The organism is Bradyrhizobium guangdongense (genome assembly GCF_006483445.1).
Lineage (GTDB): Bacteria > Pseudomonadota > Alphaproteobacteria > Rhizobiales > Xanthobacteraceae > Bradyrhizobium > Bradyrhizobium guangdongense_A.
Genome location: NZ_PPPT01000168.1, coordinates 24,633 through 47,053, shown reverse-complemented (window position 1 = coordinate 47,053; position 22,421 = coordinate 24,633). Strand labels below are relative to the sequence as shown.

Below are 22,421 nucleotides of genomic sequence, written 5' to 3'. Positions count from 1 at the left end.
CACCCCCGCAATTTCATCTTGATTGCGCAGGATAGCGCCGAACCAGCAGCCCCTCAAGGCGCCGGGACCGGTACGTCGTCCTCGTCTGTTTGCAGATCCTTCGCAATCAAATCAAGAACCGGCCCATCTCGCCATAAGACTTCTTGGGCGAACCGCACGACGACTGTGCCGCTCCAGGGATTATCGCTTTCTTCGAACTCAACGGTCACGAATGCGCCCGGGGCAACGAGACGGTATGCAATCAGATCGAGCAGGGTCGCCGAGAATAGATAAGAATGACCATCTTCGACGTTTGTCGTGAAGACCTCGATGTCATCGATCGTTCCGACATAACCTGTCCCGCCGCCGCTAGGATGTCCTTGAACATACGCTATGCGTCGGCCGACTGGGCGCTGATCTGGCGGACTGTGTGTCCAGCGGGCCAGAACGGCTCCAAACGGATCATAACTTGTCAGAAGCGTTGCAGCCGGGCCGAGGCGCTGAGCATTTTGAACAACTGCATCCCAAAATCGATTCTCGGGATCATCCCCGACATCGATTGACTCGCGCGGACTTTGGCGAAGCGAATACCAGACGAGAGAAGTGAGGTAGTCGCGAAACATCTCTGGGATGAGGCGGTTCAAATCGCGCGTATTCTGCCACGACATGGACGGTGTTACGAACACCGACTTGTCGATACCGTTCACGCGGTACTCTAAAACCGCGGGCGCGTCATCCTGGACTTTTTCAACACGAAAGCCTCGGAAGCAATAAAGCTCTGGGCTAAGCGCGGCCGACACTGCTTGGACGAGCGTGTTCCACTTTTTCGGATCGATCGGCAATGTGCGCAGGCGCTGGGTTCTCTGTTCATGAATGACGGCAATAGCGTCGGCAAAGATCGCCTGAAGACGCGTGCGCGCCGCCTCGACGTCCGCCTCGGGCGTCAGCGCGTGAACGCCACGTTCAAACAGGTCACGGTTAGGCGGCTCGCCAAGGGCTTGTTCATGGGCCCTCAAGGTCGAAGCCAAACGCCGAAAGACGGCGTCGTCGCCAGCGAACAGAGCTTCATTGGAGGCAAATTCCCGTACCCATGGCCCGACGCCGTCATCACCCGTCGCAGGAAGGCTTGCCGCAAGCATCGCCAGCACTTGCAGACGCAGCTGATCAAGGCCGCGCCAGCCCCAAGATGTATAAACACGTCCCGGAACGACATGGCGTTCGCTCATGCCGTTTAGAGTCTGAACCAGACCATCGAGACTCGTCCCGTAACTGGCGTTGCCGCCTTGTTCGCCGAGCGCCGTGCGGACGATCAGCGAAAAGAGCTGGCGGAATACGGTTGGGGGTTGCAAACCGGTCAGCGCAAAGCGTGATCCTTCTCCTTCGAGAACTTGGCGACGGAGCAGTAAGTTGGCTGCGCGGGCGCCGATGTCGCTCGATTGCTGGCCGTTGACATGCCAAGCAAGCGCCAACAGTGCCGTGACCAGCAGGACGTCGTCGAAAACGCCACGTAGAATAACGGCGAACAAAGCTTGGGGCGGCGGCAGGTCCGGCGAAGGATCTCTGCGGTAAGGGTTCACCCGTGCTTCGACGGCAGCCCAGTCTAAGGACAAAACGTCGGGGGTTAACAGCGCATGGTGGGCAAGAAAAAAGTCCGTGTGCATGTCCGGACGAAGCGTATCTAACCATCGCAGGAGGCAATCCCGATACCACTCGGCACCGATTTCGTCTTCGTTCCAGACTGCCGAGGCGAGCAAGTAAGCTGTATTACGCAAATGCCTATCGAGAAACGGCATGCTTCGGCTAAATGCATTCCAAAGATCGGCTCGCGGCCGGCCTTCGCGCTCTCTAAAACCATAGAGGCTGTCTGCAATGCGGAGAACGTTTTCCCACGCGCCGGTGAAGCTCCGAATGACGCTCTCGTACGCGCGCCGTTCCGAACCTGCGAGTTGCAGACGTGGCTGGGCCGCCTGGTGTGCCGGTACGTCAAGGGTCGCGCGGCGCGTGACCCAATCCTCCAATACGATGACCTCATGGATTCCCAAATCCAGCAGTGAGGTAACCACCGGCGGAGAAAGCTCTGCAGCGTCGCCAGGCAGTAGCCGCATTGTGGTATGACTAAGCCAGTCAATGAACGTTGTCTCCACGCCAATCTTGTCCGACGCACTGTCGAACAGGCGCCGGTACTGCCGTAGCCATTCGCGATGGGGAACATCCCAAAAATCACCCACCTCCGCAAAGCTAATCGGTTGTCCCTGATCGGTCCGCGTGTTGTGGGCCTCAAGGAGAAAGACGTGGAATCGGGTAAGCTCGTCGAATGCTCCTTTGAATGCTGTAATCGCGTTACGTTCGATCTGCGCAATCACCCCATCGGCAAGCTCTTCAAGAAAATCGGATGGCTTCGGCAGATTCTCTCGTCCGGGGTCGTCGCGGAAACGATAGCATTGACGGATTACCCACCGTTCCCAACTTTGAAAAGCCACGCCACCCCTTCTGCGGCACCATGTCACCTCACCTTCCAACCGGCCCTCAAATGAGGGCTCAAACGAAAGCCATACATCATGCCCGCGCAAGCTGGACTGGTGGCGGTCGGGCGGCGGTGTTGGTGCGCTGCGACGCCACCACCCACGAAGAACAAAACCCAGAGGGCGCAGCCATACATCATTTAGCAATGTCGGAGAGGCAAAAATCTCCCTGAGTTCAACATCGCCCTCCGTCAGCATTGAATGACCGAAGGTGACGAGGAGAGCAGGTTCGTTGTCCGCCGCAAGCACCAGTTCTTTTGGCGCGTTTCCGTAGAACGCTCGCAACAAACGTAGCCCTAGATCGTTCGGAACGATAACATTCGCAGTATACCGCTCACGCAGCCGCCCCCTTGCGCTCGGCTCGACAAAACGCAACGTGGTAAGCACGAATTGAGCAAAAATTGCGAGATTGAGCAGAAGCCAGGACAGATGAAAGGTGGTGAGTATTGCCTTGAACAACAGATCAGTGCCGCCAAGATGCGCAAGGTGCGTGAGAAATTGAGCGGGCCAGAGAAGCTGCGTACACAGAACGATTAGTAGTGCTGCACCGCTAAGAACGACCTCGTAGGCCAATGACTCCATATAGTAGAGACGAATATCAGTATTCGTAGAAGACCGATCATCGCGTTGTGAGATCAAAGTGACGATGCCAATGGCAACGGACACAATGCCAAGCAGGCCGACCTGCGCGGCGATCAAGTAGCTGGCAAAATCTTTGAGAACGCCTTTCGTCTCAGGCGCCGTCCAGCCGGGCAGCAGCTGAGGACAATAGAGATTGACAAGAATCTCGGCGGCGGTCAGCGCAAGATCAACGAGCAGATAAGTGGCGAGAAACGCTGGAAGCGAGCGGCCGACGATAACGAAGCGCGACGTCCGCTGAAAAAGGGAATAACGGGCGCGCCGTATCGCGCGGTTTTCGCGCATATGCTCTCTGATCTCTCGGCGAACCCGCTTGCGTAGGCTGCCGCGTATGCCTTGGGTGAGCTTGCTCGACAATTCAGACTCCACGTCCGACCCCAAGAGGCCGCTTTGCTTGTAGGATTCGTTCGGGAAACGTCGGTGGAAGCAACTAGGCTGACGGTCCAAAGTACAGGATGGATAGACGAACGATCAATCTAGCGAGGCTATAATCCGCTTTTAGATTGCAGCGCCACCGGCAACGGTGTGGGGCGATTTCACGTCAGGCGTGGGAATTTGCTTGCCAAAGCAACGCCTGGTTGATCTAAATGGCTGTTTCTTATTGCCTTTATTGATTGTTTATCCGGTTGCGAGAGACCACCCATGGGTACCGTCACGACCATCAGGTCGACGCTGTCGTTGGACGACGAGTTCGCCAACTTCGATGTCCGGGAGGAGCTCGAACAACAGCTTGAGCAGCGGTTGCGGGAAGTCGACGTGGATGCACGGCCCGCCCTCAAGGCCTTTCAGCCTGCGGCCGACGATGACCAGTTGTCCCTCATTCACGCGCCGCACCAAACGCTGCGGCTCATCGCCCCGGCCGGGTCAGGAAAGACCCAGACGATCATCAACCGGGTCCTCCACCTCGCCAAGAAAGGCACCCGGCCCGAGCGCATCCTCTGTCTGACGTTCGACAACTCCGCGGTGACCGCGTTACGCGAGAAGGTCACCGAACAGCTCGCTGCCCTGTCCGCACCTCACCAAAACTTTCAGATCAGCACGCTCAATGCCTTCGGCTACCGGCTTCTGCGCGAGCACTTTCAGGCCGAGCACAAGCAGATCATCGAGGCGCCCCGCGTCTGGCGGCTGATCAAGGAGCTGAAGGAGACGCTGGCGTCGACAGACGAGGGGCGGAAACGCCATGATGCGCTCCCGGCCTCGTTGCGATACCGGTTCTACAGTGAGTTCTTCGGTCTGCTGAAGAACGCCCTGTTCGATCCCCGTGCCGCAGTGCCGCAAAAACTTGCGGACTTCATGCTCACGAGCAAGAGCGCCCAGGTCTTCTTCCAGGCCGGGTCGACCTCCGAAGAGAAGAAATTCGTTATCCAGGCTGTCCATTGGATGTTCAAGGAGTACGAGCGCCTGCTTCAACGCGAGCACCGCATGGACTTCGACGACCAGAAGCTCCGCGCCCTGAGATGTCTTGAGGCCTCCGCCAGCGTGCTGCCGCTGGTACAGCGCCAATTCGACGAGATCATCGTCGATGAGTTCCAGGACATCAACGAGCTGGATTTCGCCTTCGTGGCGCTCATCGCCCAGCAGGCCCGACTGGTCATCACCGGCGACGACGACCAGGCCATCTATGGTTTCCGGGGCTGCACGCCCCGCTACATCATCGAGCTGGAAAAGCACCTCGGCCGTCCAGTCGAGAACTTCGAGCTCAAACGCAACTACCGCTGTCCACGCAATATCGTCGATCACGCGACGCGCCTGATCCGGCACAATCAGTGGCGCGTTGAGAAAAATCCCATTGCTCATCGCGTCGACGACGCCACAATCAAGATCATCGAATCCACCACGGCCACCGCCGAAGCCAAGATGATCGCCTCAACGATCGAGCGGGTGCGCAGGCGCAACAGGGATCTCCGGCCTTCTGATTTCGCCGTTCTCTACCGCACCAACGCCCAAAGCCTACCTATCCAGTTACAGTTCATCTTGCGCGACATCCCCTACAATGTCCGGGAGCAGGACAACATCCTGCACAACGACGAACTGGAAAAGCTCCTTGGTGTCCTGCGCGCCAAGCTCGCGCTGAACAAGGGTCAGCAGCCTTACTCGGCCGATACCGTGCTCAGCTTGCGATCCTATTTCCAGTACGTCGATGAACGGATTCTAGCACGGCTCGAGCGGGCCTTCGACACCGCTCCGTCCTTCTTTGACGCTCTCTCCAGCCGATCGGTGCTGGCGCTCCTGCCGAAACTGCGGCAGAGCCGGTTTGCCGCCGTGATGCAGGAGGTCGTCAAAGCGCCCTCCCTGTTCAAGACGCTCGACATCCTGGCCAAAGATTTCCGGGGTCTGCGCGGCATGGTGGGCAGCCTCGAAGACGTCGTCGACAACGAAGTGCCGCTCGGCGAGGTCTACGAACTGGCGGCCAGCTTTCGCGGCCGGGTTGACGCGTTCGTGGATACAGTCGACGACGCACTCAAGCGGGCCAAGGAAGCCAAGGCCGGTGACGAGAAAGATGGCGTCGCGCTGGCCACGTATTTCAAGGCGAAGGGCCTGCAATGGCACACGGTCATCCTGACCAGCTGCAACGAAGGCCTTATTCCGCACAAGCGCGCGCCCGTTGAGGATGAGCGGCGCCTGTTCTATGTCGCGCTGACCCGCGCCTCCTCCAATCTGATCGTCAGCTACCTCAAGACCTCCTGTAAGACCCGGGTGCCGCCGAGCACGTTCCTCGCCCAGGCGGGGCTGCATGGCTAATTCCTACCCGCGCCGCTGTCGCTATTGCGACCGTTGGATCTCTATGCGGCAAATGCCGCATGGGCGATACGTTGCGTTTGAGAACAACGAACCTCACAGGTGTGAAGTCGTTCCGGCGCCGCCGCAGCCTCGGCCTGCGCAGCGACCAGCTCCTGTCGATCCGCCGGACTTTCCTGACATCGACGTTCCGGAGACCGTCGTTGAGCCTGTACGTCCTGCTCCGCCCGCGCCCGAGCCGATCGTGCGCCCATCCCCTCCGCGCCCGCGTCCGAAGGAGCCGCCCGTTTCGCCGGCGCCGCGGCCCCGCCCGTCACCACCTGTCAGTCCGCAACCTCGGCCGCAGCCCGCGGGCGTCAGTTCACCTTCTCAAAGGCTGACCGTTGCGGCACCGGCGCGTGAAGTCGCTGCGCGCTCGCGAGCACAGTTCACCGATCTACTTGGCATGGGAGCTTACAGTTTCTTTACGGTGTACGTCATGATTGGCGCGCTGCACTCTATTGCTTTTTCGTTCTTCGTTAGCCGCGTGACCTGCGCGACGACCACCAAGACGATCATCTCGATCTTCTGCAATACGGGCATCGGCATTTCCCACCTGGTCGCCGTGCTCGCGTGGCCTTGGTATTGGCTGTAGGCCAGCTCGCCTTAAACAACAGCCGAAGAGCGGATTACAGGAATCAACTCTGCATAACCTTCCGCCTTGAGCAGGGCCCTGACTTTTCCCTCGGCGTCGGCCGGTGCGTTGGGCCCGACAAAGATTTCCGCGATCCCGCCCGGTGTTCTCAAGCGCAATGGCACCTCGATGTATGCGCGCGTGCCCAGCGTCTTCCGGTGCGCGTCGAACCGCTCGCGGACCCCCATCACGATGCCGCGCACCTCACGCTCGTTGGCGAATTTCATTTCCTTGGCCGTCAGGCAGTTCCAGATCAGGTGCGAGGCCAAAACATCGCGCGCCATGGCCGCCAGGTAAGGAACCGGCCGCACGAGGTCTATCCATTGGCGGTTGCGCCGAGCGACCTGGCTTGTAATAGCTGCCGCCTTCTTGATCACCTGCCTGTGCCGGGAATTCGTCTCACGATCGCCGTAGATCACCCGGCCAATGTGCAGGTTCTCGTTCGCCTGTGGGCTGAGCACATCTGTGTCCGGCTGAAGCAGGACGGGCGCCACGCCAATAGCGAAGCCCTGGCCGTTCTTCCCGTACTGGCGCCACTGCCCCGGGTCGTCGCGATGCCGGCTGAAGCTGAACAGGTAGAAGTCGAACGGACTGGCCAGCCCGTTCGTTACCAGCATGTCCTCGATACAGCCGCAAAAATGCTTGGTCCAGAAGTCATCCGACTTGCCGACCTGCCGAATGACGTCGAGAGCGCATGCCAGAGAATACTCGAATTCCTTTGGATCACTCTGGTGAAGATGACTGAAGTACCAGAGCTTCTCTTGCCGCAGGATTCCGACCAGCGCCTCCTCGCCGGTGTAGTGATAGAGCGGCACGATCGGAGTGGCCGCGTTCTGCTCAATCAGCTGCTGCTTCTTCGACCAGGCATCGAATTTCTCGACCGCCGCCATGAGGGGCGGCGGCAGCGCGTGTCGATCTTCGTAGCTGGTCTCCTTGTCCATGAATCCGATTTAGACCAGCCGCCTGCGAAAGCAAAGCCTCGAGCGTGTCACCATCGATAATGACAGCTTGCCCCTTTAGTTCAGCCCCACCGGCGCGGGAGAGAGTGCGGTCAGCGGTGTCCGCGAGCACGCGGATTGCGCGCGGCGTGGTGTCGTCGCCCGGCAGCGGCCCGCCCAAAACGGTTGCGACAAGACCGCGGCACTGAGCCCGCACGCGACGAACGCGCAACACGAGCTATTGTCCGTCCGACGACCGGTGCAGGATGTTCGCGGCGGTCGCGTCAGCGCAGCGGCATCAGCGGCGGTCATCGGTACGGCAGCGAAGCGCTGAAGTATGGAGGTCATGCTGTCGGGCAGCCACGTCTCAAATTGTTTTTTTTGAAACGCCCATAGCGACCTTGCACCCGCGTGTCATTTCAGGTACTTTGATTTGAAACGAGGAGCGATATGGCGAAGCAAATCAAGGTGACGCTGCCCGACAAGGCGGCCGGCAAGCTCGCGCGCCGAGCAGAGAAAGCGGGGCATGCGATGGCCACCGAGGCTGCTCAAATGCTCGTGGATGCACTCGGCACGGGCGAGGAGCTGCCAAAGGCCGGACGGCAAAAAGACCCGGCTGCGTCGTCGCGCTCAACGCAGTGGCGCCGGTCGAAAGGCGAGAGCGAGTAACAGGAGAAGAGGACGAACCACGTGGCAAAGAAAGACAACATGGACAAGGTCACAGCCGAAGAACTAGCCGCCGCATCTGGCGACCTCGCCGGGATGAAGTCGGGTACGTGGAAGGACAGCACGGGCAAGGTGGTCCGTTTAAGTACGGCGAAGTCAGCCAAGCCCAGCGGCCCGCTACAGCGCAGTTCCGACGCCGCAGTCTGGCGGAACGTCTTCGCCTATCGTGACCGCCAGACCGCGAATTGCGCCGCCGAGAACGAAGCCCGCGGTCGCAGGCGCAACGCTGCCGACATCGCGGCCATGCGTGCGGAGGTCCGCAAGGCGCACGTGCTGAAGGACCAAGAGCGCGGCGTCATCATGGCTGCCGGTTTCGACCCTGCCGGCGACGATGCTTGGCACGTGAACGGCGGTCGCCCTGCCGAGAGCGATGACGACGTCCTGCCCTCCATGGGCGACACGGTGCCGGATGCCGAGATGCGCCGCAGTATTGGTGACGACATCGCCCGTGAGAAGGCACGCCACCTCGCGACATTGGCAGACCCGGACGCGCGGCCCATCTCAAAGGCGGTTGCGTGGTTGTCGCTAGCAAACGTGCTGGGCACCCCGGTCCGCGTCGTCGATAACATGCGGATTGGTACTGCGGTGGCTATGGAACGCGAGACGCGCGAGCTGTTCGGCACTGCGACAGACGAGACCCCGTTGCAGATGGCAAGTGGGCCGATTGGCCGCGGTGACCAATCGCCGCCCGCGTTGCGCGTGGTGAAGTTTATTGCCGGCAGCGGCGCGGCCGCGTCGAGCAAGCTGGCGATGGCGTGCGGCCTAGAAGGGCGGCGGCGGCATGCAGCACGAGACCATGGCAGTGGACGCGGTGAAGGCCGACACCGCAGCCGCGCTGGAGCCGAAGTGGAAGCTCCTCGCGCTGCTCGCGGCTGGCGTGGCGGTTGACCGCGCGTTGGCGATTGCGGGCGTGAGGGCCGAGCAGCTTCCGAACGACGACCCCGCATTCCGTGCGCAGGCGGAGGAAGCGGTGGCAGCGCCGAAGATGGCAGCGTGGGCTCTATCGCCTGCACAGCGCTGCATGGTCGCAGCCGGTCAATCGCTACTCGCCGCGCGCGGAACATCGAGCGCTGTGGAGTCGCGAGCGGTCGCACTCAAGACAGGCAGCGCCCTCCCCGCCGTGACGCCAACCCCGGCGCCCGGAAGCCCTCAGGCGATCGGCGCGGCGTTCCGGCAAGCCGTGTCGCGGGACGGCATTGCCAAGGCGCTAACGACGCCGGAGGGGCGCAAGTGGTTGGCGCTCGGCGACCACAAGTCGAATAGCGGCAAGCTGTCCGAACAGCGCTCTGTCGGGCTCGTAGGACCAGCGGAACGCCGTGGCTGTCAATCACGTTTCCGCGAGAACGTTAGAAAATATCTCGCGCGGTACCGCGAAAAATTGCAGCCGGGGACGAATTCGCCAATCTTCCGGCGGTGCGCGCTCGGCGGGGGTAGCAGCTTCGCGGTTACGGCTGTTATCCCGGTGGTCCGAACTGTCGCGCGAAGAAACCGCCACCTAGTCAAGCGCTTACGTGCATAGCGCGGAGAACAGCGCGCTCACCAACAAATTCAATAACATATCGCCGCTTTTGAATCGGGAGACCGCAAAGCGAACTACCCTATGCACACACTGTGCACACATTTATGATTACGAGATGCGGTCTCAACATCAGGGATTTCGGCCACAAACATGCTGGACCTAAAAACTAAGGCCGACCTACAACGTCTGGTGGACGAGGGGTTAGAGGAGAGCCTCATCCTCGACTACAAAGCCTCCCCAGCTCTCTCAAAGGAAAGCAAGGCACGAGATGAACTTTGCAAGGACGTGTCCGCCATGGCCAATTCGGCCGGAGGGCAGATTGTCTACGGCATCGAGGAGAAGAACCAAAAGCCCGTTAGGGTCGACGATGGAAACTCGGTCGTCAGCCGGGAATGGATCGAGCAGGTCATAGATTCGAACGTCCAACCGCGCATCCAGGGCCTCATTATCACGCCAATCAAATTGGAGACGGGCTACAGCTACGTCATCACCATTCCCCAATCGACAAGCCGCGGCGCGCACCAGGCCCCCGATAAAAAATATTACAAGCGACAAAACTTCCAATCGAGCGCGATGGAAGACTACGAGATCCGCGACATCATGCGGAGAACAACTAGGCCTGACCTGTTCTTGAAACTACTGTTGCCGCGGGGGGACAACGCGTCGATCCAGCTTGGCGCACATCAAGAGCTATCAGAGCCATTGGCCCTTCGGGTCGCCGTCGGCAATAATTCAGATCAGCCCGCTTTCCATGTCGTCGTGCAGATCGCCGTTTCGACCGAGATCACCATCTCAGAAAGCAACGGCTACGACCGAATGGGCGTTATCCATCAGAATGGAAATCCGAAGCATGCGCTCTCCTATAGCATCATTTCCCCGCCCAACCTGCCCATCTTTAAAGAGATCGATGTAAATCTGCCTGCGGTGTTGCTGAGATTTCCTTCCAGCTTGCTTCAATCTGTTAATCGTCTACCGATCGCTATTAAGACGGTTACGCCCGGAAATGTATCAGACGCGGTGTGGTATCTGCATCAGGAAGGCCAGCATCTAAGGCTTCTGCCGCCGCAGCATCCGTTGAACCGGTAGCTCTATTTGCCGCTTTGAGCAGTTTGCACACTCAACCTTTCTTAAGACCCTCGAACTAACGCTGCCGCAGAGCTCGAACGTCATGTCAGGAATCGTCGGGCCCTTAGGCTTCTCGATGTGTTAGGTCAGCCTTCTTTTCGAGGCGATCCAGACGACCTGCGGCAACTCCCACTTGGAGGTCTGATAAGGATTGCCGGACCGCCCAGGCTTGAAAGGCGCACCAATGAGCCGGCCATCCGAGCTCTGCCCGCTAATCTAATGCCGCTCTTAGCCGTCATGTATTATGCGCACAGCCGTTCGTATGTTGACAACTTCCGTTGCAATCTACCGAGGGGTTGGCAAACATAGAGCGATTCGCTGCATCCTGAAGGCCTGAGATGGCTACTCGCCAGAAGACGTTCGTCGCCTATGCCTCCAAGGATAAGCCCTTGGCGGAAGGAATTCTTGATGCAGTGCGCAAGGCCAACGCGCTTCAGGCGCTGCCGGTCATTTACGAGCCTTGGCCTTTCAATGACGTGCCCGGCACTCCGCTTGTCTCTCCCATCCTGGAGAAGATCGGCGAGTCCCCCTACCTCGTCGCCGACATCACCTATCTCAACCTGAATGTGGTCTACGAGATCGGGTATGCGGTCGGGATGGATAAACGTGCCTTTCTGATTCGGCATAAGGGAACCGAAGGCGATAAGCTGATCGCCAAGGCGGTCGGCATCTTCGACACGCTTGGCTACTTCGAATACGACACATTCGACGAGTTGAAAGACAGGTTGGCTGCGCACATCGACGCAACGCCCCTCAGCTTCTCGAAAGCCTTAGACCGAAAATCTCCCGTATACCTGATCGAGCCCCCTGACCGACGGCAAGACATCGGTGTGATGGTGTCGCGCATCAAGAAGGCTGGGTACGGACGGTATCGCAGCTTCACCCCGGACGAGGATACCCGGCTGTCCGCGACTGACGCCATTCGCCAAGTCGCGGCATCATCGGGCGTCTTCATTCCCATGCAAGATCCCGCTCAGGACGGCTCCGAAGCCCACAACATCCGCTGCATGTTCATTGCCGGATTGTGCGACGGGATGGGCAAGCCGAAGCTTCTGCTTGCACCCTCAACTTATGATGTCCCGTTGGATGTCCGAGATGATGCCAAGCGCTGGCACCATCTGTCCGACATTCACGACTTCGTCGCCGATTTCTGCCCTCGCATCGTCGAATACTCCGCGCAGGTCGAGCCGTCTGGTATCGACCGGACATCGCTGCTCCAATCGATGAGCATCGGCGACCCGCGCGCCGAAAACGAAATGAACACACTTGATCGGTATTATCTGAAGATCGACCAGTACGACCGCGCCATCAACGGCGAAGTCAACCTTGTGGTGGGTCGCAAAGGATCTGGGAAAACCGCCCTATTCATCAGCTTGCGCGACAAGATTCGCGCCGATCGTCGAAACATCGTTCTCGACCTAAAGCCAGAGGGATATCAGCTCATCCGGATGAAGGAGGATATCCTCGAATATCTTTCCGAAGGCGCCAGGCAGCACCTCATTATCGCGTTCTGGGAATATCTCATCTATCTGGAGATTGCTTACAAGCTGCTGGAGAAAGATCAGCGCGCGCATCGATACAATCCAGACATTCACGATGCATACCGTGAATTGAGCGGGATTTACAACGCTCTCAATTTTTCGCCTGAAGGTGACTTCTCAGAGCGTCTGTCTGTTCTTTCGGAGCGGCTCTCGACCCGATATCAGGAGAAATATGGGCGTCAGGATACTCGCCGCCTGAATGCCGGCGAAGTCACTGAACTTGTCTATCAGCACGACATCCGGCAGCTCCGCGAGATCATCACGAACTACCTCCGGAAGAAGGAGGCCGTCTGGGTTCTGTTCGACAACCTAGACAAAGGCTGGAGCACACAAGGTGTCGACGTTATTGACGCTACCATTCTTCGTTGTTTGGTCGATGCGGGGCGCAAAGTTGAACGCGAGATGCGGAAGGAAGGCAATGTCGTCCATTGCATCGTCTTCGTCCGCAACGACGTGTACGACCATCTGATGAGGAACACGCCTGACTTCGGCAAGGAGATGAGGGCCACGCTGGACTGGAACGATCCAGACATGCTTCGTGAGATGCTGCGCCTTCGCTTGGTCTCGGGCATGCATACCGATCATTCGGATGCCAGTTTTCACGATATCTGGCACGAGCTGTGTATCTCGCACTACCGCGGCGAGGACACCTCCTCATACCTGATCCGGCGCACGTTGATGCGCCCCCGCAATCTGCTCAAGATTTTCAATCACTGCCGAGGCTTTGCCACGAACTTCAACCGCGATATCATCAGCGATACGGATATCGAAAAGGGCCTCAAGACCTACTCATCGGATCTGCTTCAGGAGCTCGATGCAGAACTGACACAGGTTTTCCCCAGTGCAAAGGACTTGCTCTACCACTTCATGGACTCGAAGAAGGCCATGACGGCGGCTGAGATCGAGGTGATCTTCAAAGAAGCAGGTGTCGACGAGTCAGAGCACAAGCGCTTGCTTGAATTTCTTATCTACTACGGCGTCTTGGGTGTAAGGATCAAAGACGACGAGTACTTCATCTTCGACGTGAACTACGACCTGAAGGTGCTCGAAATCCGAGCTTCCAGAGCCAAGGGAGATGCATTCTACGTCGTCAACCCGGCCTTCGGCCCGGCTCTGGGCATCTCAGAGGACTAAAACTCTCAGCAACCACCCTCGGCCCAGCTCACCACTGGTCGAACCGAGTATCGAGAAATGTCCATCATCCAGCAAGAAAAACGCCTTGCCCTCGGCGCTCATCAGGTTGCAAGCGAACATGGTCGAGTGGATACCGGCCTTGGCCCGTTCAGCCTTCTTGGTGAACGCGATGTCAGTGCAGTTGCCCGACTCTCCCGGCTTTGCGCAACTCAAGTATCCGCAGCCCACGTCGCTCTGCAATTATTGACAATTCCAACGAACGCGGATAGTTTATAAACTATGAGCACCAAGTATTAGACCTCGCGTGTAGGAGCCCCACTCCTGCACGCTCGTTGCACCCGGGAAAAACAGCCCTCGTGGCGGCCTTGGTGCAATCGCGCTCGAATCCAGCCAGCAATACCGAAAACACCGGGTCGTCCCGCGAGCAAGCTCGTGGAGACATAGATGACACCGACTGAGATTGTTCGGACGGCCTTGCAGCAAATCGTTGAGCTTGCTGACGTTCTTAGGGAGCAAAGCCCCCACGTCCAGCTTATATCTATCGATCTGCCAATCTTGGCGCACAAATTCAGCGAGCGGGCCTGCCAATCGCTACAAGAGCTTGAAGTTCTGCAAGCCTTACAAGAACCCGACGAAACCACTCCGTCCCCGCAAGCATGAACTCTCCCGGCTCGAGGCCTTTCGACGCCAAGAACGCCAGGAGCGGGTCGGCATAAGTGCCGTACTTCCGCTCCCAGGTCTTGGCGCCGCGGTGATACTCCCGATAAACGTCCATCGACAGGGGTAGGACGAACCAATCATGCGCCTCAAGCGCTTGCCAGAGCCTCAGAAGCTTCCGAGCGGTGATGCGCGTCATGTGCTGGGCCAGGGCCGCAATCACCTTATCCTTGAGCGCAGTGAGATCTTCGTTGGAAAGTGCTTCAAGATTCATGGGTCACCTCTTTGCGTAGGAGGCGCCCGAAAGGTGCAGAACCCTCTGAATGTTCTCAGGAGGATAAGAAAAATGCGTTATCTCCAGACCATGCTGCGCGTCTGAACTCCCGCACTATCCTTCCTGATCTATCGAGCGAATGTACCGGTCCAACATTTGATCGCTTGCATGGCCGGTTTGCCGTCGAATTCTCCAGCGAGGCACGCCTTCGTGGACAGCTTGCGTCACATACCCTGATCGTAGGCTGTGCCCCGAGTACCTGTCGGGGCAAATGCCGATCTCGGCCAGACGTCGCTTCACCACAAAGTTGATCGCCTCTCCCGAAAGCCCCCATTCGGACACGCGTTCTTTGCCGATTATCGCCGTAAAGATCGGACCGCTACCAACCCTGGCTATCCGTCGCCACGCAACCAAGGCGCTTGCTACGGCTGCATTCTCAATCAGGACGGTGCGCCCCCTTCGCTCTTGGTCCGTCTTACCCCGCTCGAGCTCGACTTTGAATTTCGTCTCCATCTGTCGAACGTGCTCCCATTGCATCCCGGCCAGTTCCGATCGACGAAACGCTCCATGAAAGCCGACTAGAAGAATTGCTCGGTCACGTACTTCTCGCGCTGCGCTTCCTGTTCGGTCACAGATCGATGCAAGATGTAGCGGTGTAATGGGGGCCGCTTGGCGCTGTCTTACGCCAGTTAGTCGTCGAACCCCACGGATGGCGAGACGAACCAGCTCGCCCTTACAGGGGTCTGACAGGTCGTGCGCACGATGCCATTGGCCGATGGCAACTAACCGTCTGGCGAGAGTCGCGGGAGCGAGGCGTTCCGACTCTTGTGCAACATAAAGCGCGACATCTTCCGAACGCGCTGGCAGTTCAAAGCCGGAGCCTAGATACTGCAGGAGGTCCGACCGGTAGGCCCTTTTTGTGTTCTTGGCGCGTGAAAGCAAGAGAAGGGCCCGAAGGCGATCCGTGGCTGTATGTGCAACCGACGACGCCCCCAACCTCGGCAGGAGCTCGCCGACGGCCTCTGATAAGTGATTGTTATCAGAGGCGCTCATCGGGCCCTCCCTTGTAGAGACAACTTCCGATGCCGCAGATAGACCTCCGTGCGCAGTTCGTCCAAATGATCCAAAGTTTTTTGAAGAGTTTGCAATACGGGTTGGACACCTTCTGGGCTTATCCCAGTCCTCATCAGATCGGCCTCGATGGCGAGAGACTCGAGCTCTCCGGCCCCTCTCCACGTCAGCTTTTTGGCTAGGGACGCTGCATCAGTGTAGAAGGCGGCCATATAGGCTGCTTCGTTCCAGCAGTCCCGCAGAGCATACTTGGTCAGGCAAGCGCGAAGCACGGTGCTGCACTTAACTAATTCTCTGATTGCACGACGACCCGCTAGCGTGTGCTTGTCCAAGGCGTATGAGGGGATGTCACCTATGAGCACCGCAGGAGGAAGGACGCCACTCACGATTTGGCGGCCTCGAACTGCTAACAACCAGGCCAATGGAACCATGAGTATAATTGGGTCATCGACCTTACGGACCGCGGTCCGTGTCGCTTCGATCAGAGCGCTCGGCACTCCGGCGTCTTCACAGCCAGCCAGCAGTTGTGTGATCCGCTCCGCCTTGCCGGGGCCCTTCCGCGAAGCTTGCCACAGCGCTAGCGCTCGCATCTCAGGCTGGCAGTCCGCACTTGTGACCAACGAACACACTTCCGCAACGAATTTTTGTTCAGGAGACACTCGATCGGATTCTAGCGAGTGGTGATACTTGGCTACCGTGATGAGATGCTCAGCCGCCCGGCTCTTCGGAGCCGTCGCGAGCTGCTGCGCCAGATCCGAAACGAGAAGCTCGTTGCCCCTCGCGCCCGCGCCGGAATTGCTGTTCAAGGCTCTAACAGCTGCCTCTAAGCACTCCGTAGAACCGATGCCGACATCTTCGAACGCGATGAGCACAAATCTCCGCCAGATCGCTGGCCCACGGCTTCGTAGAAACGTCATCGCGGCTCTTTGAGCGGTCTCGACTTCTCCGCGCCGAATGGATTTTTGTAGCAGGCTGTTTGCAATCCAGGCGTCTATCTCGAAAGACATCACCTCGCTCGAGAGTTTCCCTAAGTCTTCATGTTCTATCGTCATATCTGTCCGCGCCCCGCATTCCTATTGCGGCTACGATAGCTGCCTCCGGCTATTTGCAAGTGGAAAGCGAGACCGTCACGATGACGGCATCTCGGCCCCCAGTTCATCTCTGGAAACAGTTTATTGCCCCACACCGACTGGCGATGTGGGGCAATTCGCCTTGCACCTTGCAGGTCATCAGCTCTCAATGCGGCTTCGCCACCTGAGCTAGGCGGCTCCCTCACCGCACCAGCGTGCCTCGCCGCTGCTCTGGGAAGAATCGCACAAAGCGGTTCGACTGCCGTGTCATCGGCTTGCTTACGATACGTGGTCTCTACCGAGTGCAAGTGAATTGTCGGAGAAAGTAGACCGTCTCAGCCCTCTTCCTGAGCACGTTCCTGCCGCTCTGCAATCAACGAATGATCCACATTTTCACCGTGTCGTTCGCAGCAACAGAGCGCCCCACCTACGCCTCACGACTTTCGCTTCAGCCACACAGAGAATTGAGCAATATCGCTGCTACTTGCGCAGACGAACGGCTCGATGTCCCGGCCCGTTATCTCAATCTCACCGTCATCACTCATGGTGACGCGGTAGCCTGCGCCCCGCGCGTCTCGAAGCGCAGCTTTCGCTGCCCCAGAGAGCGCCTCACCATTTTTGAAGCGGAATTGTCGCGGGCCCTCACTGCCAGCGCTCTGCTCGAGTAGCTGTAGAGATCTGCGAGTATTGTTGGCGATTTCGATTTGAGTAAAGAGGATAGCCGCGCAGAGCGAACTGAAGATAAAGCCGGCGATCGCGCCGGCAAGCATTGCACCGATAACCCCCAAAACGATCATAGGGCCGAAGGGTGCGAAAACTGCACCGGCGAGGGTCGAGAGGACAACGCCAGCTAATGCGGAAATTCGTGCGGTCGCGACGATGAAGCGTTGCATCAGAACCAACCTGCAAGGAACGACACGAACGGAAGCTGCTTCGGATATTTTCCCAATAGAGACTATAATCCCTAGAGACTATATGCCTTAGAGGCCCTCATGTTGCAATGAGGAATTGGCCAGCGATTGTCGGTGTGAACGTTAGAAGGTTGCGGCAGCAGAAAGGGCTAACTCAAGAAGAGTTGGCCTTCGCGGCTGAGATCGATCTAACTTACGTTGGTGGCATTGAACGTGGCCGACGCAATCCCAGCTTGATGGTTATGGCCCGGATCGCCGATGCTCTTTCTGTTCCGCTGCAAAAGTTGATTTCCGAATAGGCCGGCGACGGCGCTGTCAGTCAATGATCCGCAGAAGGGGTGTCGTGTCGACCGTCTTGGTAATCTGAAGCTTCTTTAGTGTCCGCTGAACTGATTAAGCTAGCTGCCAACGCATTGGGGGCAAACTAGACCTGCTTGGCGCGCCTGATTGCAAGGGCAACTCGTAGCACCGTTCATAAGGCTCGCGTAGTAAGCGACCTAGATAATATCGCCTGTGTGATACACGACCGAAGCCTGTTTGAAGACCGTTGCTTGAACTAGGGGGGTGTTGCCATTGCCATCGGACACGCATCCTGCGAGTGGGCACGCAAAAATGCTGCAAAGCAAACGACCGCAGCCCCTCATTTCATTCCTCCCCCGCTCGACCGCGATTAAGCAACGATTTTTCGGACTTGCAAATAGCTCGTGTCTCCTTCTGGTTGTTCGTCTCGTCCGCGCGAATTGTCCACATCCCCTACCGGCGGGGCCTAGGGTCCGTTCCGCGGCTCAAGGGATTGATAATTTGCAGGGACCGCGCGGCGCAGCTTTGATGCGGGCATGCGGCCTCAGAAGATCAACTTCGGCGACATGCGAGAGATGGGCCTGCATGGCGTCCTGGTCTATTGCGCGGACTACCGGTGCAGCCATAGCGTAACCTTAGACGCGGGCTGCGGCTCTCCGATATCGAGGCACAGTTCGTCTGCAAGGTCTGCGGCAAGCGCGGCGCCGAGGTGCGGCCAGACTTCGATAGAGGAAAGCCGCAGATTGCGGCGATGGGGTATCGAAACACGAAATGACCAAGGGCTGGATCTGCCTAATCCCGGTCTAAAGGCTTTTGACAAGCATCGGTTGCATCGGCCATAATCGCTCCTTTCTTTGACACGGGGCTGGGAAATGACCAGAGCCATCTTGCTAGCGTTGCTGCTGGGCGGCTGCATGAGTAGCGAGGAGCGCCTTGCGGCGAACAACGCCAAGGATGATCAGCAATGCCTGTCCTACGGTGCGAAGCCTGGAACTGACGCCTACGTCAATTGTCGCGCTCAGCTAGAGGGCTCAAGAAGGCAAGCCGATGCGGCCGCAGCATCTGCATGGGATGAGCGGGACGCCCGCCGCGAAGCACGTCGCGAAGCACGTCGCGAAGCACGTCGCGAAGCACAACGTTAAAGCAATTGAAGGCAGAAAGCGGTTGGCAGAGGTTGACGGACGCGAGCGTTGCGAATCGTCCATCGAAAGTTGCATGCTCTTAAATTCATTGATCAACGCGAGAACTGCTTCAGCGATCGCCGATTACGTTCGTTTGCGAAGTGTCGCTTGATAGCTCGAATGACGCGATCGGCGGTCTCAAAGCGCCGCATACCGAAGCGCTCAGCGTTACCCTCTGTAAATCCGGCGCGCGCACCGGGCAGCCTGGATGCAGGCATCAGGAAATAGTCCCTGACAGCCTTGTTGGCATTGTCTAACCGCACAACAACAATCAAACCGGGCGGCAGATAGCGGCCGCGCCGGATCGTCCAAGTCGGCGAGTGCTTTACGTTGCCATCATGCCAACCCCGAACCACGCGAAACGAAATCGCCCGCGCTCGGACATTGAGCACCTGGTGAACCTGGTCAACCCTGACATCTTCGCCAGACCGGGCGAGTGCCGTTCCCACCGTTAAGACGAGATCCTTGACCAAGTTGCGGCGCATGGTGCGAGAGTCTACGTACTCGTAATCACGCTCCGGGCTATAGCCGATTAGCCGATAAGTTTTTCTCAGACTTCCAAAGCGCAATTGATATAGCGACGCACTCGGAACGTTCTCAGCATTCTCGATGATCCACCTGCTGAGCCGGCCCTTGCGTTGAAGGACGATCCTCAAGCGTTTCAGCATCTCCTCATTTGAAAGCCCCCGACATTTGCGTCGGCTGACGAATATCTGCTGCGCTTGCTCAAACAGCTCAGGTTCAATGATCGGCTCAAAGGCGCCCTCCTTTCTGACCCAAAGCGCCGGCGGGTTCTTCTTTCGCACCCCTCGTAATCGGAAGGACGAGCGGTTGTATAAGCTCGTGCCGACGTAGTTTTCGTTTTGCAGGAGATATTGGACTTTGTAGAAGGTCCAGGCCTGCCCTCGATTAAGCACGCCGCGAGCATTGAGCTCGCGCGCGATCTTTTTCTCTGGGCGATGACCATTCACAAAGCGGTCGAATATGAACTTGACCGTCTCGACCTCTTCCGGCGGACCGCGACGCAGGACAACGCGATCGGTCTGAAGTGATTTCCTTTGCCCGCGCTCAAGTAGGCCTCTTGATCGGCCGCCAGCATCGATCAATTCTCTTCGCAGACCAAAGCAGGGTTGCCCACCTTGCCGGAAACCAAGGCTGGACAAGCGGCATGCGCCGGCATGCACTTTGATCGACAGCTCTCGACTGTACTCAGCCGCCATCACCCTTTTGATGTTCTTGACGATGCCGGAGATCAAGCTTCCATCGTTCTCGAACTGTTCGGCGCAATAGCAGACGCTGATGCCGGCTTCCCTGCAAAGGAATTCGTAGTGGGCGCTCTCGTCAACGTCCTGAAACCTTCCCCACCGGCTGACGTCGTAGACAAGGATGTGGTCGAAGTCGGTTCGGTCTCGACGAACATCATCTATCAGATTGGTAAGGCCGGCTCTGTTCCTGATCCGAAGTCCACTCTCGGCGTCATCACGATACGTTCGAACGATCTTCAACCCGTGGGCTTGGGCGAACGCGGCAATGACGGCAGCCTGATTTTCGATGGAGTATTGCTGGTAGTCCGTCGACATCCGAACGTACTGGGCCGCCCGAAGCGACTGCTCCTGTCGTCGCGGCAACCGTGCTTTCGGAACAGTGAGTGCAGTTCCCATGGAACGCCCCGACCGTTGGCAGCGCTAGTCTATCCTAACCAGCCTGAAAGCCAAGGCGACCCGAATTTCGCGATCCACGCGAGCAGGAGCGAGCCAACGATCGAGGCCAAGCCCGACAAAATCCAAGAGCGCTCGCGCGCGGCGCTGATCGAACGGAGATAGAGAAACGCGCCGAGCAGCGTTCCATAGTCTCCTCGGAAATCGCCGTTGAGCTTGGCAATTTTTAGCGAGATCACAGGGCCGTTCGGACATAAAGCTGGTTCCCGGTCGGTGAGCGGGACCCGAGCCGTTACCCCCTCACCCGCGCGGGCTCGCATCCCCCTCACATTCGATAATTAGGCATTATCGACGGCGATGTCTGCTTCACGCTAAGAGGCTGCCCTTCCCGTCGGCGCCTTTTGACCCCGGGTCATTTTCGACGCCGAATCGGTCGAGCGGTTTATACTTGGTTCCATGCAGCCCATCCTGGATCACATCGCCCGCCGTGTCCGGCCCGCGCTCCGCAACTACATCGAGGCGGAGCACGCTTTGACGCGTGCGCTGGAGACCAGGGACGCGGCCACCATCGACGCCGCCCGCGATGCCGTCGACCTGGCGGGCCGCCAGGCGGTCGACCTGCTGCACCACCTGGCTGACTACGTGTTCGAGGAGAAGACAGTTGCGCTGCCAGCCTTCGCCGACATGGGAGCCGTCCGCGCGGCCATCGACGGCAAATGCGAATTTCTACGCAACGGGCAGCACGTCGACGATGTGGACCTGCTGCGGGATGTAGCCGTCGCGTTCAAGCACCACCGGCCCAAAAGCGGCCGCATCTCGTCGTCGAACGACATCGCGCCCGGCGGAGTCGGCTTCGGCCAGTGCCGCTGGGGCGAAGGCAAATACGGCGGAGTCGAACAAATCATCGTCGCGACTAAGACCGGAGATCGCCGGGCCCTGTCGTCGGTAATGCAGAACGTCTTCGACGCCTGGATGAACTATCTGGGGCAGCCGCTGCCGCCAATCAGCCGATATTGAGGGACGCACGGTGAACCAGGATCAGATCGAAAGCTTCATGCGCAACTTCCCGCCGCGGGCTCAGGTTCTGTCGATGGAGGCTGAGGACTTGGGCGCACACATGCTCAGATACATGACGACGGCACCGCACGCCGAGACCCATCGCTTCAATTTCATGCAGATGGTCGAGGGCGGACAGATCGCCGAGCGCTTCATGGAGGCGTGGGGCTGGCTCGAGCGCGAAGGCTTCATTGCGCACCGTCCGAACGACATCCACGGTCAGGGCTTCTTCGTGACGCGCGCCGGACGCCGCGTCGCGCAGTCGATCGACTTCGGCGCCTGGAAGAAAGAGTCAATGTTTCCGGACGGGCTCGACCCGATCGTCATGGCCCAGGTCAAGCCGCTGTTCGTGCGCGGCGACTACGACACCGCCGTCTTCCGTGCCTTTAAGGAAGTGGAGGTGCGCTTGCGCGCCAAGGATGCGAGCCTGGCTCCATGGTCGGGCGTCGACCTAATCAATCGGGCCTTCGGCCCCAACGGTTGCCTGATGACGACATCCGCTAAGGAGCGTGCATCCATGCGGGATCTGTTCGTCGGCGCGTTCGCCATCTTCCGCAACCCGTCAGCTCACCAGGAGGTCAAGTTCGACGATCCACGCGAGGTCGTCGACATGATTTGCTTCGCGAACCAACTGCTGCGAATGATCGACCGCATCTGAATATGGGTCTAGATCTCGTCGGCGAGCTTGCGAACAGAGCGGCCAACAGG

18 protein-coding genes are annotated in these 22,421 nt (G+C 58.5%); 11 read left to right on the top strand and 7 right to left on the bottom strand.

Annotated features, from left to right (window positions below):
• Positions 1 to 53: 53 nt before the first annotated feature.
• On the bottom strand, positions 54 to 3,497 hold the full coding sequence (locus C2U70_RS23895; protein WP_140981011.1) for a hypothetical protein: 3,444 nt from the start codon (positions 3,495 to 3,497) through the stop codon (positions 54 to 56).
• Between the two features lie 285 nt (positions 3,498 to 3,782).
• Between C2U70_RS23895 and C2U70_RS23890 the strand changes: the two genes are divergently transcribed.
• Both C2U70_RS23890 and C2U70_RS33125 read left to right on the top strand, forming a co-directional pair.
• Complete coding sequence (locus C2U70_RS23890; RefSeq protein ID WP_140981008.1) at positions 3,783 to 5,882, top strand: ATP-dependent helicase; 2,100 nt, start codon at positions 3,783 to 3,785, stop codon at positions 5,880 to 5,882.
• A gap of 475 nt (positions 5,883 to 6,357) precedes the next feature.
• A complete protein-coding gene (locus C2U70_RS33125; RefSeq protein ID WP_186294432.1) occupies positions 6,358 to 6,513 on the top strand; it encodes a hypothetical protein in 156 nt (51 codons plus the stop codon).
• Positions 6,514 to 6,524: 11 nt separating this feature from the next.
• On the opposite strand, the gene C2U70_RS23885 is transcribed toward C2U70_RS33125, so the two are convergent.
• Positions 6,525 to 7,493, bottom strand: a complete 969-nt coding sequence (locus C2U70_RS23885; RefSeq protein ID WP_140981005.1) for a DUF2971 domain-containing protein — start codon at positions 7,491 to 7,493, stop codon at positions 6,525 to 6,527.
• A 447-nt stretch (positions 7,494 to 7,940) separates the two neighbouring features.
• Between C2U70_RS23885 and C2U70_RS23880 the strand changes: the two genes are divergently transcribed.
• The 6 genes from C2U70_RS23880 to C2U70_RS23855 all read left to right on the top strand — a co-directional run bounded on the left by C2U70_RS23880 (position 7,941) and on the right by C2U70_RS23855 (position 13,811).
• Complete coding sequence (locus C2U70_RS23880) at positions 7,941 to 8,159, top strand: hypothetical protein (RefSeq protein WP_140981002.1); 219 nt, start codon at positions 7,941 to 7,943, stop codon at positions 8,157 to 8,159.
• A gap of 21 nt (positions 8,160 to 8,180) precedes the next feature.
• Positions 8,181 to 9,104 carry a hypothetical protein gene (locus C2U70_RS23875; RefSeq protein WP_140980999.1) on the top strand — a complete coding sequence of 308 codons (924 nt, stop codon included), beginning with the start codon at positions 8,181 to 8,183 and terminating at the stop codon, positions 9,102 to 9,104.
• Positions 8,998 to 9,735: a hypothetical protein gene (locus C2U70_RS23870; protein WP_140980996.1), complete on the top strand. Its 738-nt coding sequence runs from the start codon at positions 8,998 to 9,000 to the stop codon at positions 9,733 to 9,735. Before C2U70_RS23875 ends, C2U70_RS23870 begins: the two co-directional genes overlap by 107 nt.
• Positions 9,736 to 9,885: 150 nt before the next feature.
• A complete protein-coding gene (locus C2U70_RS23865) occupies positions 9,886 to 10,821 on the top strand; it encodes an AlbA family DNA-binding domain-containing protein (protein ID WP_140980993.1) in 936 nt (311 codons plus the stop codon).
• Positions 10,822 to 11,198: 377 nt separating this feature from the next.
• The gene (locus C2U70_RS23860) at positions 11,199 to 13,535 is read left to right on the top strand and encodes a P-loop ATPase, Sll1717 family (protein ID WP_140980990.1); all 2,337 of its coding nucleotides are present in this window, start codon (positions 11,199 to 11,201) and stop codon (positions 13,533 to 13,535) included.
• A gap of 57 nt (positions 13,536 to 13,592) precedes the next feature.
• The gene (locus tag C2U70_RS23855; RefSeq protein ID WP_140980988.1) at positions 13,593 to 13,811 is read left to right on the top strand and encodes a hypothetical protein; all 219 of its coding nucleotides are present in this window, start codon (positions 13,593 to 13,595) and stop codon (positions 13,809 to 13,811) included.
• A 292-nt stretch (positions 13,812 to 14,103) separates the two neighbouring features.
• On the opposite strand, the gene C2U70_RS23850 is transcribed toward C2U70_RS23855, so the two are convergent.
• The 4 genes from C2U70_RS23850 to C2U70_RS23835 form a co-directional block, all read right to left on the bottom strand.
• Positions 14,104 to 14,466, bottom strand: a complete 363-nt coding sequence (locus C2U70_RS23850) for a DUF968 domain-containing protein (RefSeq protein ID WP_140980985.1) — start codon at positions 14,464 to 14,466, stop codon at positions 14,104 to 14,106.
• Positions 14,467 to 14,580: 114 nt separating this feature from the next.
• A complete protein-coding gene (locus tag C2U70_RS33880; protein ID WP_140980982.1) occupies positions 14,581 to 15,519 on the bottom strand; it encodes a tyrosine-type recombinase/integrase in 939 nt (312 codons plus the stop codon).
• On the bottom strand, positions 15,516 to 16,589 hold the full coding sequence (locus tag C2U70_RS23840; protein ID WP_140980979.1) for a hypothetical protein: 1,074 nt from the start codon (positions 16,587 to 16,589) through the stop codon (positions 15,516 to 15,518). Before C2U70_RS23840 ends, C2U70_RS33880 begins: the two co-directional genes overlap by 4 nt.
• Positions 16,590 to 17,041: 452 nt before the next feature.
• On the bottom strand, positions 17,042 to 17,500 hold the full coding sequence (locus C2U70_RS23835; RefSeq protein ID WP_140980977.1) for a hypothetical protein: 459 nt from the start codon (positions 17,498 to 17,500) through the stop codon (positions 17,042 to 17,044).
• A 107-nt stretch (positions 17,501 to 17,607) separates the two neighbouring features.
• Here C2U70_RS23835 and C2U70_RS23830 point away from each other — a divergent pair, with 107 nt between their 5' ends.
• On the top strand, positions 17,608 to 17,817 hold the full coding sequence (locus tag C2U70_RS23830) for a helix-turn-helix domain-containing protein (RefSeq protein ID WP_140980974.1): 210 nt from the start codon (positions 17,608 to 17,610) through the stop codon (positions 17,815 to 17,817).
• A 1,235-nt stretch (positions 17,818 to 19,052) separates the two neighbouring features.
• Here the strand turns inward: C2U70_RS23830 and C2U70_RS23820 are convergent.
• A complete protein-coding gene (locus tag C2U70_RS23820) occupies positions 19,053 to 20,660 on the bottom strand; it encodes a recombinase family protein (protein WP_140980971.1) in 1,608 nt (535 codons plus the stop codon).
• 453 nt (positions 20,661 to 21,113) lie between these two features.
• Between C2U70_RS23820 and C2U70_RS23810 the strand changes: the two genes are divergently transcribed.
• Together C2U70_RS23810 and C2U70_RS23805 are read left to right on the top strand one after the other, a co-directional pair.
• Positions 21,114 to 21,674 (top strand): hypothetical protein, encoded by a 561-nt coding sequence (locus C2U70_RS23810; protein ID WP_140980965.1) that lies wholly within the window; start codon positions 21,114 to 21,116, stop codon positions 21,672 to 21,674.
• A 10-nt stretch (positions 21,675 to 21,684) separates the two neighbouring features.
• Positions 21,685 to 22,371, top strand: coding sequence for a TIGR02391 family protein (locus tag C2U70_RS23805; RefSeq protein ID WP_140980962.1), 687 nt, complete (start codon positions 21,685 to 21,687; stop codon positions 22,369 to 22,371).
• Positions 22,372 to 22,421: the final 50 nt, after the last annotated feature.

Excerpts from the sequence above, each read along its gene's own strand:
- C2U70_RS23890 (WP_140981008.1), top strand. The coding sequence starts at position 3,783 with ATGGGTACCGTCACGACCATCAGGTCGACGCTGTCGTTGGACGACGAG.
- C2U70_RS23850 (WP_140980985.1), bottom strand. The coding sequence starts at position 14,466 with ATGAATCTTGAAGCACTTTCCAACGAAGATCTCACTGCGCTCAAGGAT.
- C2U70_RS23840 (WP_140980979.1), bottom strand. The coding sequence starts at position 16,589 with ATGACGATAGAACATGAAGACTTAGGGAAACTCTCGAGCGAGGTGATG.
- C2U70_RS23870 (WP_140980996.1), top strand. The coding sequence starts at position 8,998 with ATGCAGCACGAGACCATGGCAGTGGACGCGGTGAAGGCCGACACCGCA.
- C2U70_RS23860 (WP_140980990.1), top strand. The coding sequence starts at position 11,199 with ATGGCTACTCGCCAGAAGACGTTCGTCGCCTATGCCTCCAAGGATAAG.
- C2U70_RS23820 (WP_140980971.1), bottom strand. The coding sequence starts at position 20,660 with ATGGGAACTGCACTCACTGTTCCGAAAGCACGGTTGCCGCGACGACAG.
- C2U70_RS33125 (WP_186294432.1), top strand. The coding sequence starts at position 6,358 with ATGATTGGCGCGCTGCACTCTATTGCTTTTTCGTTCTTCGTTAGCCGC.
- C2U70_RS23885 (WP_140981005.1), bottom strand. The coding sequence starts at position 7,493 with ATGGACAAGGAGACCAGCTACGAAGATCGACACGCGCTGCCGCCGCCC.
- C2U70_RS33880 (WP_140980982.1), bottom strand. The coding sequence starts at position 15,519 with ATGAGCGCCTCTGATAACAATCACTTATCAGAGGCCGTCGGCGAGCTC.
- C2U70_RS23830 (WP_140980974.1), top strand. The coding sequence starts at position 17,608 with ATGAGGAATTGGCCAGCGATTGTCGGTGTGAACGTTAGAAGGTTGCGG.
- C2U70_RS23810 (WP_140980965.1), top strand. The coding sequence starts at position 21,114 with ATGCAGCCCATCCTGGATCACATCGCCCGCCGTGTCCGGCCCGCGCTC.
- C2U70_RS23835 (WP_140980977.1), bottom strand. The coding sequence starts at position 17,500 with ATGCAACGCTTCATCGTCGCGACCGCACGAATTTCCGCATTAGCTGGC.
- C2U70_RS23865 (WP_140980993.1), top strand. The coding sequence starts at position 9,886 with ATGCTGGACCTAAAAACTAAGGCCGACCTACAACGTCTGGTGGACGAG.
- C2U70_RS23880 (WP_140981002.1), top strand. The coding sequence starts at position 7,941 with ATGGCGAAGCAAATCAAGGTGACGCTGCCCGACAAGGCGGCCGGCAAG.
- C2U70_RS23855 (WP_140980988.1), top strand. The coding sequence starts at position 13,593 with ATGTCCATCATCCAGCAAGAAAAACGCCTTGCCCTCGGCGCTCATCAG.